This is a genomic window from Propylenella binzhouense (genome assembly GCF_009866965.1).
In the GTDB taxonomy this organism is placed as follows: Bacteria; Pseudomonadota; Alphaproteobacteria; order Rhizobiales; family Afifellaceae; genus Propylenella; species Propylenella binzhouense.
The window spans coordinates 40,806-53,894 of the sequence record NZ_SPKJ01000019.1 but is presented as its reverse complement, the minus strand read 5'-3'; the positions used below and the strand labels follow the sequence as shown (position 1 = coordinate 53,894).

Annotated in this window: 16 protein-coding genes; 10 read left to right on the top strand and 6 right to left on the bottom strand. The window is 69.5% G+C overall.

Annotation, left to right across the window (positions count from 1 at the left end):
• The 6 genes from E4O86_RS08245 to E4O86_RS08220 all read left to right on the top strand — a co-directional run.
• Positions 1-1,184 (top strand): coiled-coil domain-containing protein (locus tag E4O86_RS08245; protein ID WP_484573211.1); only part of this gene is annotated, 1,184 nt, incomplete at its 5' end.
• A gap of 175 nt (positions 1,185-1,359) precedes the next feature.
• Positions 1,360-1,743 (top strand): AtpZ/AtpI family protein, encoded by a 384-nt coding sequence (locus E4O86_RS08240; RefSeq protein WP_161140051.1) that lies wholly within the window; start codon positions 1,360-1,362, stop codon positions 1,741-1,743.
• A gap of 33 nt (positions 1,744-1,776) precedes the next feature.
• Positions 1,777-2,550, top strand: coding sequence for a F0F1 ATP synthase subunit A (locus E4O86_RS08235; RefSeq protein WP_161140050.1), 774 nt, complete (start codon positions 1,777-1,779; stop codon positions 2,548-2,550).
• 52 nt (positions 2,551-2,602) lie between these two features.
• Positions 2,603-2,830 (top strand): F0F1 ATP synthase subunit C, encoded by a 228-nt coding sequence (locus tag E4O86_RS08230; RefSeq protein WP_161140049.1) that lies wholly within the window; start codon positions 2,603-2,605, stop codon positions 2,828-2,830.
• Between the two features lie 64 nt (positions 2,831-2,894).
• On the top strand, positions 2,895-3,476 hold the full coding sequence (locus tag E4O86_RS08225; RefSeq protein WP_343039124.1) for a F0F1 ATP synthase subunit B: 582 nt from the start codon (positions 2,895-2,897) through the stop codon (positions 3,474-3,476).
• A 32-nt stretch (positions 3,477-3,508) separates the two neighbouring features.
• Entirely contained in the window at positions 3,509-3,964 is a 456-nt protein-coding gene (locus E4O86_RS08220; protein ID WP_246206290.1) for a F0F1 ATP synthase subunit B family protein, read from the top strand.
• 67 nt (positions 3,965-4,031) lie between these two features.
• On the opposite strand, the gene E4O86_RS08215 is transcribed toward E4O86_RS08220, so the two are convergent.
• Together E4O86_RS08215 and E4O86_RS08210 are read right to left on the bottom strand one after the other, a co-directional pair.
• Complete coding sequence (locus tag E4O86_RS08215; protein ID WP_161140046.1) at positions 4,032-4,670, bottom strand: ribonuclease HII; 639 nt, start codon at positions 4,668-4,670, stop codon at positions 4,032-4,034.
• A 44-nt stretch (positions 4,671-4,714) separates the two neighbouring features.
• The gene (locus E4O86_RS08210; protein WP_161140045.1) at positions 4,715-5,866 is read right to left on the bottom strand and encodes a PA0069 family radical SAM protein; all 1,152 of its coding nucleotides are present in this window, start codon (positions 5,864-5,866) and stop codon (positions 4,715-4,717) included.
• A gap of 94 nt (positions 5,867-5,960) precedes the next feature.
• On the opposite strand from E4O86_RS08210, the gene E4O86_RS08205 reads away from it, so the two are divergent.
• Positions 5,961-6,452: a glycosyl transferase gene (locus E4O86_RS08205; RefSeq protein WP_161140044.1), complete on the top strand. Its 492-nt coding sequence runs from the start codon at positions 5,961-5,963 to the stop codon at positions 6,450-6,452.
• Here the strand turns inward: E4O86_RS08205 and moaB are convergent, their stop codons facing one another.
• Together moaB and E4O86_RS08195 are read right to left on the bottom strand one after the other, a co-directional pair.
• Positions 6,453-7,004, bottom strand: a complete 552-nt coding sequence (moaB, locus tag E4O86_RS08200) for a molybdenum cofactor biosynthesis protein B (protein WP_161140043.1) — start codon at positions 7,002-7,004, stop codon at positions 6,453-6,455.
• 14 nt (positions 7,005-7,018) lie between these two features.
• The gene (locus E4O86_RS08195) at positions 7,019-8,320 is read right to left on the bottom strand and encodes an MFS transporter (RefSeq protein WP_246206289.1); all 1,302 of its coding nucleotides are present in this window, start codon (positions 8,318-8,320) and stop codon (positions 7,019-7,021) included.
• A gap of 340 nt (positions 8,321-8,660) precedes the next feature.
• Between E4O86_RS08195 and E4O86_RS23785 the strand changes: the two genes are divergently transcribed.
• The 3 genes from E4O86_RS23785 (at position 8,661) to E4O86_RS08180 (ending at position 11,034) form a co-directional block, all read left to right on the top strand.
• Positions 8,661-9,305, top strand: a complete 645-nt coding sequence (locus E4O86_RS23785; protein WP_161140041.1) for a hypothetical protein — start codon at positions 8,661-8,663, stop codon at positions 9,303-9,305.
• A 231-nt stretch (positions 9,306-9,536) separates the two neighbouring features.
• A complete protein-coding gene (locus tag E4O86_RS08185; protein ID WP_161140040.1) occupies positions 9,537-9,941 on the top strand; it encodes a hypothetical protein in 405 nt (134 codons plus the stop codon).
• Positions 9,942-10,068: 127 nt separating this feature from the next.
• Positions 10,069-11,034, top strand: a complete 966-nt coding sequence (locus tag E4O86_RS08180; protein WP_205520774.1) for an alpha/beta fold hydrolase — start codon at positions 10,069-10,071, stop codon at positions 11,032-11,034.
• Here E4O86_RS08180 and hisN read toward each other — a convergent pair.
• Both hisN and E4O86_RS08170 read right to left on the bottom strand, forming a co-directional pair.
• On the bottom strand, positions 11,031-11,816 hold the full coding sequence (gene hisN, locus E4O86_RS08175; protein WP_161140039.1) for a histidinol-phosphatase: 786 nt from the start codon (positions 11,814-11,816) through the stop codon (positions 11,031-11,033). The genes E4O86_RS08180 and hisN overlap by 4 nt on opposite strands.
• 299 nt (positions 11,817-12,115) lie before the next feature.
• Entirely contained in the window at positions 12,116-13,024 is a 909-nt protein-coding gene (locus tag E4O86_RS08170; RefSeq protein WP_246206288.1) for an N-formylglutamate amidohydrolase, read from the bottom strand.
• Positions 13,025-13,089 lie beyond the last annotated feature (65 nt).

Below are 13,089 nucleotides of genomic sequence, written 5' to 3'. Positions count from 1 at the left end.
AGGCGAAGTCGCGCGAAGCGCAGGTGGCGGCCGACGCCGCTGCGCAGCGGGCGGGCGGTCGCGCCCGGCGGCTGCAGTCGATCACCGCCGATCGGGCGAAATGGCGCGACCGGGCCGAGCGGTCGGTCGGTCGGCGGGCCGAGCTCCTGGAACGCCTGGCCGCGGTCGCGGCCGAGCTCGCGGAGACCGAGGAGCGGCCGGGCCTCATCGAGGAACGCCGGCGCGCGCTCCGCCGCGAGATCGCCATGGCCGAGGAGGCGGCGAAGACGCGTGCGGAGGCGCTTGCGGCGGCGGAGGCGGCGCACCGGGAGGCGGCGCGTGCGGCCCGCGCCTCCCTCGATGCCCTGTCCGCCGCACGCGAGGCAAAGGCGCGCGAGGAGGAGCGGCTCGCCTCGGCGCGCGCGGCACGCGACGAGCTCGCGCGCCGGATCCGCGAGATCTTCGCCCGCCATCCCGACGAGCTGTCCGGTTTTGCCGAGCTGAAGCCTGGCGCGCCCCTTCCGGACCCGGCCGGCCTCGAGGCACGCCTCGGCCGGCTGAAGGGCGAGCGGGAGCGTCTCGGCAGCGTCAACCTGCGCGCCGAGGAGGAGGTCGCGGAACTCGAGGAGCGGCTTGCGACGATCCTTCGCGAACGGGAGGACGTCGAGGCCTCGATCCGCCGGCTGCGAACCGCCATCCAGGGGCTCAACCGGGAGGGCCGCGAGCGGCTGCTCGAGGCCTTCACGGCAGTCAACGCGCATTTCCAGAGCCTCTTCACGAGGCTCTTCGGCGGCGGCACGGCGGAGCTGATGCTGGTCGGCTCGGACGATCCGCTCGAGGCCGGCCTGGAGATCATGGCGCGGCCTCCCGGCAAGAAGCCGCAGCTCATGACCCTTCTCTCCGGCGGCGAGCAGGCGCTCACCGCGATGGCGCTGATCTTCGCCGTCTTCCTCACCAATCCGTCGCCGATCTGCGTTCTCGACGAGATCGACGCGCCGCTCGACGATGCCAATGTCGAGCGCTTCTGCGCCTTGCTGCAGGACATGCGCGGGCGCACCGAGACGCGCTTCCTGGTGGTCACGCACAATCCGATCTCGATGGCCCAGATGGACCGCCTCTACGGTGTGACCATGGCCGAGCGCGGCGTTTCCCAACTCGTCTCGGTCGATCTCGGGACTGCCGAGCGGATGCGCGAGGCAAGCTGATCTCCCCGCCGCGCGGGAACGGGAAAGAAGTCCAGCAATTTCAGATGCTTGCGTGCTTTTCGCGGATGCTTGACACGTTTCGGGGGCAAAACTATGGTGCGCGCGGTTTCGGAGGGGCTTCCCTGCCGGCGGCGAGCGCGGCTGCCCGGTTTCGGTCGGGTGACGGGCGATCTGCATGACGGACGAGAAGCGCAGGGTCGATGGTCCGGTTGGTCCCGGATCATCCGATTCAGACCTCGCGCGGCGGCTCGACCGCCTGTCCCAGTCGTTGCGCGCGGAACGTGCGGATCGCACCGAAGCGGCGCGGCCGGCGCGGTCCTCCGGCTCGGACTACGCGGTGGCCTTCCGGCTTGCCAGCGAGTTCGTGGCGGGCGTGCTCGTCGGGGCGGCGCTCGGCTGGGGGCTGGACATGTTGGCCGGGACCGGGCCGTGGGGGATGATCGTGTTCCTCATGCTCGGCTTCGCGGCGGGCGTCCTCAATGTCCTGCGCTCGGCGGGAAGGATCAAGACGGGACCCGGCTCGCCGGGTGCCGGGAGCGGCGGCGAGCCGCAGGGTTGAACGGGCCCGTCCGGGCGGCAGAAGGGTTTTGGCGTGGCGACAGTTGAAGAGGCGTCCCGGGTCGATCCGGTCCACCAGTTCGCGATCAATCCGATCGTCAGCCTGGGCGATATCGGCGGCGTCGACCTCGCCTTCACGAACTCGTCGCTCTTCATGCTGCTCGTCGTCGGCCTGATCTCGGCCTTTCTGATCCTCGCCACCCAGGGCCGCGGGCTCGTGCCGGGGCGCATGCAGTCGCTCGCCGAGATGTCCTACGAGTTCGTGGCCGGCATGCTGCGGGAAAGCGCCGGCACCGAGGGCATGCGCTTCTTCCCGATGGTGTTCTCGCTCTTCATGTTCGTGCTGTTCGCGAACCTGCTCGGCCTGATCCCCTATTTCTTCACGGTGACGAGCCACATCATCGTCACCTTCTCCCTCGCGCTCTTCGTCATCCTGACCGTCGTGGTCTACGGGTTCTACCGGAACGGCGCGCATTTCCTGCATCTCTTCGTCCCGCAGGGCGTGCCCGGCTACCTGCTGCCGCTCGTGGTGCTGATCGAGGTCATCTCGTTCCTGTCGCGCCCGATCAGCCTTTCCGTCCGTCTTTTCGCCAACATGCTGGCCGGCCACATCACGCTGAAGGTCTTTGCGGGCTTCGTCGTGAGCCTCAGCGCCTTCGGCGTGCTCGGCGTGGGCGGCGCGGTGCTGCCCTTCCTCATGGCCGTCGCGCTGACGGCGCTCGAATTCCTCGTCGCGTTCCTGCAGGCCTATGTCTTCGCGATCCTGACCTGCATGTACCTCAACGACGCGCTCCACCCCTCGCACTGAGGCCGGGCGCAGCGGCAAACCCCAGACAACCGATTGACCAAAGGAGTTTAGAATGGATCCGCAAGCAGCTGCCTTCATCGGCGCCGGCATCGCCTGCCTCGGCATGGGCGGCGCGGGCATCGGCCTCGGCACCATCTTCGGCAACTACCTGGCGGGCGCGCTGCGCAATCCTTCCGCCGCCGACGGCCAGTTCGGCCGCCTGATCTTCGGCTTCGCGGTGACCGAAGCGCTCGGCATCTTCTCGCTGCTGATCGCGCTTCTGCTCATCTTCGCGGTCTGAGGCCCGGATCCGACCGTCTTGGGCCGCCGCCCGTGGCGGCCCGCCACCATTGGAGAGCGCGCGGGTGATCTCACCGGCATACGCACAGGCGCATGGCGAGACGACCGAGACGGTCGGCGCCGCCGAGACGCACGGCGGGGGGCATAACTTTCCGCCCTTCGATCCGGCGACCTTCGGCTCGCAGATCTTCTGGCTCATCATAAGCTTCGGCCTGCTCTATTATCTCATGAGCAAGGTCGCGCTGCCGCGGATCGCCACGATTCTGGAAGAGCGGAACGACCGCATTGCCGACGACCTCGCCGAGGCCGAGCGCCTGAAGCGGGAGACGGACGAGGCGATCGCCGCCTATGAGCAGGCGCTGGCCGAGGCCCGGCAGAACGCGCACGGCATCGCGCAGGAGGCGCGCGAGGCCGCCAAGGCCGAGATCGATGCCGACCGCAGCCGCCTCGAGGGTGAACTCGACGGCAAGCTGCAGGCGGCGGAGGCGCGCATCGGCGAGATCAAGAGCCGGGCGCTTGGCGACGTCGATGCGATCGCCAAGGACGCCGCCGAGGCGATCGTCGAAGTCCTGATCGGAACGGGCGTCGCGCGCGGCGAGATCGAGCGCGCGGTCGACGCCGCCCTGAGCGAGAGGGCAGCACGATGAATGCGACCGAATGGGCCACCTTCTGGGCCTTCATGGCCTTCGTCGTGTTCCTCGGTATCCTCGTCTACATGAAGGTGCCGGGAAAGATTGCGGCCTGGCTCGACCAGCGTTCGGAGCGGATCCGGCGCGACCTGGAGGAGGCCCGGCGGCTGCGCGAGGAAGCGCAGGCGCTGCTTGCCGAATATCAGCGTCGGCGGCAGGAGGCCGAGGAGGAGGCCGAGGCGATCGTCGATCAGGCGCGCCGCGAGGCCGAGGCCATCCGGGTGGATGCCGAGCAGCGCATGGGCGAGTACATCGAGCGGCGAACCCGGATCGTCGAGCAGCGCATCGCGCAGGCCGAAGTGCAGGCCGTTGCCGAGGTCCGCGGCCGCGCCGTCGACGTGGCGGCGGCTGCGGCGTCCAGCATCCTCGCTGAGAAGGGTGCAGGCGACGTCGGACAGCGTCTGGTCGAGCAGTCGATAGGGCAGGTCCGCAGCAACCTGAACTGATCGGGGCGCACAAGACAGAATCCGGAGCGGCGGCCTGCGGGCCGCCGCTCTCGCTTTCAGCCTCCCGTCACCCTTGTGCGAGCAGCGCGGCGACCGGCGAAAAGCTCCGCCGGTGCAGCCGGCAGGGCCCGAGCGCCGTGAGCGCGGCCTGGTGCAGCTTGGTGGAATAGCCCTTGTGGCTCGCCAGGCCGTAGCCGCCGAATGCGCCGTCGCAGCGTGTCATGAGCCGGTCCCGGATCACCTTCGCCACGATCGAGGCGGCGGCGATCGAGAGCGACAGCGCGTCGCCGTCGATGATCGCGCGGGTCTCGATCGCGATTCCGCGCGGCACGTCGCGTCCGTCGATCAGGACGGCGTCGGCGGCCCGGGGCAGCGCCCCAAGCGCGCGGCGCATCGCCTGGAGCGTCGCCTCGCGGATGTTGATCCTGTCCACCGTGCCGACGCAGCCGAACGCGACGGCCATTTCGGCCGTTGCGGAGATCTCCGCGAAGAGCGCCTCGCGGCTTGCCGGTTCGAGCGCCTTTGAATCGGCAATCCCGTCGGGGATACGGGCCGGGTCGAGTATGACGGCCGCGGCGACGACCGGGCCGGCAAGCGGTCCGCGCCCGGCCTCGTCGATGCCAGCGACGCGCCGGAAGCCAGCCGCGATGAGCTGCCGCTCGACTTCGAAGTCGGCCTGAATCGTCGTTGCCCGGACCGCGACCATGCCTCCCGCGATACGCTCCCGGCGGGCTGCGGGCAATGCTGCGCTCAGATCAGGCTAAGTTGTCCACCGATCGGGACGGGCGGCTTGAAGAGATCGGTCCGGAGGCCTCTCCTCTCGGCATTCAGCCCGAGGCGCTTTGCGGCGAGCTCGAACCGCCGTCCGATCTGCCAGGCATAGGGACCGGATCCGCGCATCCGCGTGCCCCACTCCGAATCGTAGTCCCTGCCGCCCCGCATCGACTGCATCACCGAGAGCACATGCCGGGACCGGTCGGGGTGCTCCGCCATCAGCCATTCCCGGAAGATCGGGCTCACCTCCAGCGGCAGCCTGAGGAGCACGTAGCCGGCGTGGCGCGCGCCCGCGGCATGGCCTGCCTCGAGCAGCCGTTCGATCTCCATGTCGTTGAGCGCGGGGATGATCGGGGCCGTCATGATGGTGACGGGAATGCCTGCCTCGGCGAGCGTCCGGATCGTCTCGAGCCGCTTCGGCGGTGTCGCCGCGCGCGGTTCCATGCTGCGCGCCAGCCTGCGGTCGAGCGTCGTCACCGAGAGCGCCACCTTGGCCAGCCCGCGCTCGGCCATCGGCGCGAGGATGTCGATGTCGCGGGTGACCAGAGCCGACTTCGTCACGATCCCGACCGGGTGGCCCGTCCGCGAAAGCACTTCGAGGATCTGCCGCATGATCCGGTATTCGCGCTCGATCGGCTGGTATGGATCGGTGTTGGTTCCGATTGCGATGGTGCGGGGCACGTAGCCGGGCTCCGCGAGTTCCCGCTCGAGCAGCGCCGCGGCATCCGGCTTCGCAAAGAGCCTGGTCTCGAAATCGAGACCCGGGGAAAGGCCCATGTTCGCGTGCGTCGGGCGCGCGAAGCAATAGGTGCAGCCGTGTTCGCAGCCGCGATAGGGGTTGATGGAGCGGTCGAAGGAAATGTCGGGCGACGAATTCCGGGTGATGATCCGTTTCGCCTTCTCGACCTGGACCTCTGTCCGGATGGGCGGCAGCTCCTCGAGCGTCTGCCAGCCATCGTCGAAGGCGGTTCGCGCCTCCCGCTCGTAGCGGCCGGACACGTTTGTCTGGGCGCCGCGTCCCCGGCGCCGGTCCCCGATTATGTCCGGCTCGGCCGGGCCGCCCGGCCGTCTTCCCCTCAGGCCGGGTGAAGCCTTTCGGCTTCCGTGCGGTTGTGCAGCGTGTTCCATATCGGCACGATAGTAGATTGCGTCCGTGGACACAAGAACAAAGAGCGAACAAGATGCGGGTGGCGGAGCTCCGCGCGAGCGTCTAAGGAGCCGCATGATCACCGCGTTCATCGAGCACCGGGGCGAACTGAGGGCGCTTGCGGCGACGCTCGGCAATCTCGTGGCTGCCGCCGTGGAGGGCGTGGTTCTCGACGCCTTCGTCCTGGTCGGCCGGGAAGACGGCGAGGTGCGCGAGCTGGCGGAGGCCGCGGGTGCCGATCTGCTCGTGAGCGTGGGCGCCGGCGATCTCGCCGGCCGCGGCCGTGGCGAATGGCTGCTATTCCTGGAATCCGGGGCAGCATTCGAGGAGGGCTGGACGGAGGCCGCGCGCGCATGGGGCGGGAGCCATTCGGCCCCGGCCCGGTTCCGCCGCGGACGGCTCTCGGTGCTTCGCCGCCTCTGGCCTCCGCCGAGGCCGCTCGAGGCGGGTCTCCTCATCCGACGGGACATGTTCCGCGCCTCCGCGCGGCCCGGCGCCGATCTTGCGGCCGTGCTGCCGCGCCGCCGCGGACGTATCGAGGCGACCCTGCTGCCGGCGCGCCGATAATCAGGCTGCGCCGCCGCGCCTCAGGTGCTCGTCGAGCCGCGGCATGATCTCGACGAAATTGCACGGCATGTGCCGGTAGTCGAGCTGTGCCTTCAGAATGCCGTCCCAGGCGTCGCGGCAGGCGCCGGGCGAGCCGGGAAGCACGAAGATGTAGGTCGCGCCGGCGACACCCCCCGTCGCCCGCGACTGGATGGTCGACGTTCCGATCTTCTCGTAGGACAGCCTGTGGAACACCGCGGAAAAGCCGTCCATCCGCTTCTCGAAGAGCGGCTCGATCGCCTCGGGCGTGACGTCCCTGCCGGTGAACCCCGTGCCGCCGGTGGTGATGACCGCATCGACCTTCGGGTCCGCGATCCAGCGCCGCACCACGGCGCGGATCGCCTCGATGTCGTCGGGGACGATGGCGCGCTCGGCGAGTTGGTGCCCGGCTTCGACGAGACGGCCGACCAGCGTCTCCCCCGAGCGGTCGTTCTCGAGGCTGCGCGTGTCCGACACCGTCAGGACGGCAATGCGAACCGGGATGAATGGGCGGCTGTCGCCGGTAGCGGTCATGGCTGGCTCCTCCCTCATTCGGCCTCGGCGAGTTCCGGATCGCGCTCTGCCGTGTTTTCGAGCTCGTCCCCGCCTGCAGCGGGCTCTTCCGCGCGCGGATCGAGCAACGCCGTCCCGGTGGTGAGTGCGCGCGAGATCGGGACGGTCTGGAACGGTCCGCGAACCTCTTCGGGAACCGGTGCCCGTTTGAAGGTCCGAAGGATTGCGTAGATCGCGATCAGGGTGTGGCCGGTCGCGGTCACGAGAAAGAGCGCCGCCGGCCCGAGATGCGCCATGACGAATCCGGCCGCCAGCGGGCCCACCATGGTGCCGAGGCCGTAGAGGAGGAGCAGCCCTCCCGAGACGGCGACGAAATCGTCCGGTTCCGCGAAGTCGTTCGCATGGGCGACGGCGAGGCCGTAGAGCGGATAGGTGAGCGCGCCGTAGATCCCCGTGAGGACAAGGAGGGCCGTCGCGTCGACCGGCTCGAGCAGGTAGATCGCAAGTCCCGTCGCAGCCGAGGAAAGCGCGGCGCCGGCAATGACGTAGCGGCGGTCGGTGCGGTCCGACAGGCGGCCGGCCGGAAGCTGCGTAATCGCGCCTGCGATGATGGTGATCCCCATCATCAGCGCGATCAGCCCGGTCGAGAGCCCCGTCTCCACCCCGAAGACGGCGGCGAGCGTGCCGAACGCGCCGTTCACGACGCCGATCATCGTGACCGTGACGAAGGCGACGGGCGAATTGCCGAAGAGCTTGCGGAGGTCGAGGCGCGCACGCGTCAGCGGGCGTGGCGACTGCGCCGTGGAGAGCGCGGTCGGCAGCACCGCCAGACAGAAGAAGATCGCGCCGAGCATGAACGAGGCCGGCCGCCGCGGGTCGGCGGCGGCGACCAGGAACTGGCCGGCGGTGATCGCGACGTAGGTCACCGTCAGGTAGAGCGAGAAGATGGTGCCGCGGTTCTCGTTCGTGGCGCGCTCGTTGAGCCAGCTCTCGATGATCATGAAGGCGCCGGCGAGGGCGAAGCCGGAGCAGACCCTCAGCAGGATCCAGCTCGCGGGAAGCACGAGCAGGCCGTTGAGGAGAATGATGATGGCGGCGGAGGCCGCTGCGGCGCTGAAGGCGCGGATATGGCCGACGCGCTGGACGATCGCCGGGGCGAGCAGGCAACCGAGGACGAATCCCGCCGCCCAGCCGGTGCCCACGAGGCCGATTTCCGTGGTGCTGAAATGCTCCGCCGTGCCGCGGAGCGGCAGCAGGAGCGCGTGCAGCCCGTTCGCGGTCAGCAGGAAGGCCGTGCTCGTCAGGAGCGCGAGGATGGGGAGGAGCTGTCGAGCCAAGACGGGAACGGTCGCGTTCGGGCGGCCGCCTTGCGGCCGGGTCTGCCTCGTCTTGTACCCGCCTATGCGGCGAAGCAAGGGCGGTACCCGCCGGGGCGACGAAAAGATGCGCGTCGCTCCGCCTCGTCCCCTTTTCGAACCGGGCTTCCCCGCCCCTCCTTCTCGGGCGAGATGTGGGCAGGGCCGCCCGATTGCGCGGCCCGGGTTCCGCCGCCGCAAACCCGCCGCCTTGATGAACACCGGATGAATGGTCGCTTCCGATCCCATTCAGGGCGAGGCCGGCAATTTCCCTGGTGATTGCTGGCGCCGTCGGCTCCGGCGATCGTGAGGAGAGACCAGCATGCTGCGCACCGCACTGCCGCTCGCTGCCTTCGGCCTCGCTGCTTCGGCGAGTGTCGCCGCCGCCGGCTCGGTCGGCTTCGGCGTCCGGGTAGGGGCCATGCCGCCGATCGTCTATCCGGTCGGCCCGGCGGTGGGAGTCTACGCCGCGCCGCCGGTGCGCGAAATGCCGGCCGCCATCCCGCCGGAAGAGGTGCGGCTTGCGCTTGCGCGCGCCGGCTATGACGGGATCGGTCCCGTCCGTCCGGCCGGCGGTCTCTATGCAATCGAGGCCTTCGATCCGAACGGCATCCTGCTCGATCTCCGCATCTCGCCGGTTTCGGGCGAGATCGTCTCTTTCGTTCCGGTGCGGGCGGCGCTTCCCGCAGGCAGCTGGGCGCAGCCTCCGGCGGTAGCAGTGCTCCCCGCCCCGGCGCCCGTGCCCCGCCTGTCCGTCGCACCGGCACCGCCGAAGCCGGTGGCTGCAGTTGCGCCCAGGACTTCTGCGCCGGAGCCGGCTCGCCCGGTCGCGCGCCCAGCCGCTCCGGCGAGCACCGATAGGGGCCCGGCCTCTTCGGCCGCTCCGGCCGCGCCCCCCGGCGAGGACGTCCCATCGGCGCCGCCGGCGCAGTCCGCGGACGGAAACAATCCGCTGGTCGTCTACTGACCGGCATTCGAATCGGGTGTCGCTAACGCCCCCTCCGGCACCCGTACAGGCCGGCGGCTTTGCCGCCGGCCTGTTTTTCTTTGCGTCTGGTCTGGCGAGAACATCCGCAGAAATCCGTCGTTGAACGCGGTATGAACGCCGACTTCCGCCTGTGTTCAGCGCGATGGCGGAGAATAGCCCTTGTCATCCCGGGCATTGAGTTGGCACGCCGGGACAACAAGGGAGCTGATCATGCCGAACGCAAAGCTATTCTCCGCCGCTCTTCTTGCCTGCGCGACGGCTGTCGCCGTTCCGCTCTCCGCCGGTCAGGCGAATGCAGCCGAACAGCACAAGGCGAGCATCACCGTGATGATCCATGGCTCCGACCATTTCCCCTCATACGGTCATTCCCCGACCTACGGCCATGACCACTACCGGCATGACCGCTACCGGCACGACCGCCAGTGGCGGCACGATCTGTCGGCGGCACAGGTGCGCCATCTGCTCGAGCGGTACGGCTTCCGCCGCATCGACTTCTTCGACGGCGCCGGCCGGACCTACGGCGCGACGGCCGTGGACCGGCGCGGCCGCCGCGTGATCGTGACCGTCAGCGCGCGGTCCGGCCAGATCCTCTCCGTGCGGTCCATCCGCGCCTGACGGAAAGGGGATCGACTGTCCGGGAGCGGCCCGGTCCATGACCCGGCGCCGGGTCTCCGTCTTGTCTCGTCGCGCCCGGCCGGCTATGTCGCCCGTCCGACCGGACGTCACCGGCGGAACCCGGCGGATGGTCTTGATCGAACTCGTCGATATTCCTTCCAATCCGGTCCCCGAAGGCGCCGTCGCCGGGCGCGCGCTGGCGCCCGACGGCACCCGCATCCGCTACGCACGCTGGCCGGTGGCGGTTCATCCGGGGCGGGGCACGGTCCTGCTCCTGCAGGGCCGCGGCGAGTTCATCGAAAAGTACTTTGAGACGATCGTGGATCTGCGGCGGCGCGGCTTCGCCGTCGTCACCTTCGACTGGCGCGGCCAGGGCGGCTCCGATCGCCTCCTCCGGGACGGCCGGAAGGGCCATGTCCGCGCCTTCGAGGATTATGTCGGCGATCTGATGACGGTGATGCGCACCGTCGTCCTCGCCGATTGCCCGCCGCCCTATCATGTGCTCGCGCACTCGACCGGCGGTGCGGTCGCGCTGCTCGCGGCGGAGCGGCTGCGGACGCAGATCGAGCGGATGGTGCTTTCCGCGCCTCTCGTCGGCCTCCACGGATCGGGCAGGGTTGCTCAAAGCGCGGCGCTGGTGCTCGACCGGATCGGCTTCCGCAGGTCCTACCTGCCGGGCGGGGGCGCGACGCTCGTCACGAGCCAGCCCTTCGAGCAGAACGTCGTGACGAGCGACCGCGACCGCTATTGCCGCGCCACCGAAATCATCGAGCACGAGCCGGCGCTCGGTACCGGTTCGCCGACGATCGGCTGGGCCGCCGCGGCGATCCGTGCCTGCCGGCTGTTCGAGACGCGCCATTTCGCGATGCGCGTCCCGATGCCGGTGCTGTTCGTGCTGGCCGGGGCGGATGCCGTCGTTTCCAACGTCGCTGCCGAAAGGCTCGCCGCACGGGTCAAGACGATCGTGACCGTGCGCGTGCCGGGCGCGCGGCACGAATTGCTGATGGAACGCGATCCCTTCCGTGACCAGTTCCTGGCCGCCTTCGATGCGTTCGTGCTGGACGCTCGTGGCGGAGGCGCCGCGCGAGGCTAGACCGGAGCGGCGGCGAGGCGTGCGAGCGCTGCGGCGTGGACGCGGGCGTCGCCGGTCGCGAGGACCTGGCCGCCGCCGCGCTTCGGCACTCCGGCCCAGTCGGTGACCCGCCCGCCCGCGCCGAGGATGATCGGCACGATCGGCTCGATGTCGTAGGGGCCGAGCCCCGATTCGACCACGCAGTCGACGAAGCCGGCGGCCACCATGGCATAGGCGTAGCAGTCGTAGCCGTAGCGGACGAGGCGGGCTTCCCGTTCGAGCCGGCCGAACTGCGCGCGCTCGGCGGCCGTGAACATGGTCGGACTGGTCGCGGAGAGCGTCGCCGCCGACAGGCCCGGGCAGCTGCGCACCCGCAGCGGCTTCCGCAACGAACCGCGCTCGAACCACGCCTCGCTGCCGGTTCCGTAGAACCGCTCGCCGATATAGGGCTGCGCAACCATGCCGAGCATGGGCTCGCCGGCACGCTTCAGCCCGATCAGGACGCCCCAGAGCGGGAGGCCCGAAATGAAGGCGCGCGTCCCGTCCACCGGGTCGAGCACCCACACGAATTCCGCATCCGTCCGCTCCGGCCCGTATTCCTCGCCGATGACGCCATGGTCGGGGAAGCGGCGGGAAATCATCTCGCGCATGGCCGCCTCGGCCGCCCGGTCGGCGATCGTGACCGGGTCGAAGCCGGCTTCTGCCTTGTTCTCGACGGCGAGTTCGGCCCGGAAATGAGGCAGGATGGCGCGGCCGGCGGCGTCCGCGAGCTCGTGCAGGAAGGGCAGGAAGTCCGGTGTCATCGCTCGTAGTTTGATCCGCGCAAGTTTAGAAAAATCTGCGCAACGTTGCCGAAACGCAACATCCGCGGGAAGAGTGTCCGGCGCATTGGGGAAGAGGGGGCCGGCGGCGGCGTCGGCCCTTGTCGCCAAAACGGGCGAGGATTAGTTTGTGCAGTGCGATAGCTGTATCGCTGCCCTCATAGGGCGTTTCCTCCCTAGACTTGGGCCGTCGAAAGACGGCCCTTCTGTTTTCCGCGCCGGCCGTCGAAAGACGGCCCTTCTGTTTTCCGCGCGGTGTCCGCCGCGGGAAGGGCGCAGGCTTACTCAGCTGCGACCGAGAGCGGTTCGGGCCGGACCTCGCCCGGGATCGCGACGAGCGCCTCGGAGAGGAGGCTCATATGCTCCAGCAGGCGGGCGAACCCGGCATGCGGCTCCAGCCTCGTCTCGTCCATGTAGAGCGCCCGGTTTATCTCGATCTGGAGCGCATGCAGGCCGTGCGCCGGCTTGCCGTAATGCTCGGTGATGAAGCCGCCGGCATAGGGCTTGTTCCGGCAGACGGTATAGCCGAGCTCGCGCAGCACCTTATGGGCACGGTCGATGAATTCCGGCGCGCAGCTCGCTCCGAAGCGGTCGCCGAGGATGAAGTCGGGCCGGGCGCGCAGCGGCGCGCCCTGCAGGTTCGACGGCATCGAATGGCAGTCGATCAGGACGGCGCAGCCGAAGCGGAGATGCGTTTCGGCGAGGAGCCGCCGGAGCGCATCGTGATAGGGCCGATAGATGCGGTCGATCCGGGCGATCGCCTCGTCGACGGGGATCGGGCTCTTGTAGATGTTGGCCGCGTCGCCGACGACGCGCGGAATCGTGCCGAGACCGCCGGCGACGCGTAGCGAGCGGATGTTCGCGAAGGACGGAAGGCGTCCGACGAACATCTTGGGATCGAGCTCGTAGGGCTCCCTGTTCACGTCGAGATAGGCGCGCGGATAGACGGCGCGCAGCAGCGGGGCGCCGAGCTCGACGACGGGCGTGAAGAGCCGGTCGACGAGAAGGTCCTCGGAGCGGCGGATCGCGGTGCGGTCCAGCGCCGTCGCCGCCAGGAACTCGGGCGGGTAATACGCGCCGCTGTGGGGCGAGTTGAAGACGAAGGGGACGGTCTGTTCGCGCGGGGCTAGAATTTCGAAGGCAGGCGGTTCCCCGACCGACCCCGTGCCCGTCATCCCAGCGTCATCCATCGACCGTCGATCCCACCAGATCCGCGCCGCGCCCCGCGGCCATCGTGCCCCGCACGCGGGCCGGT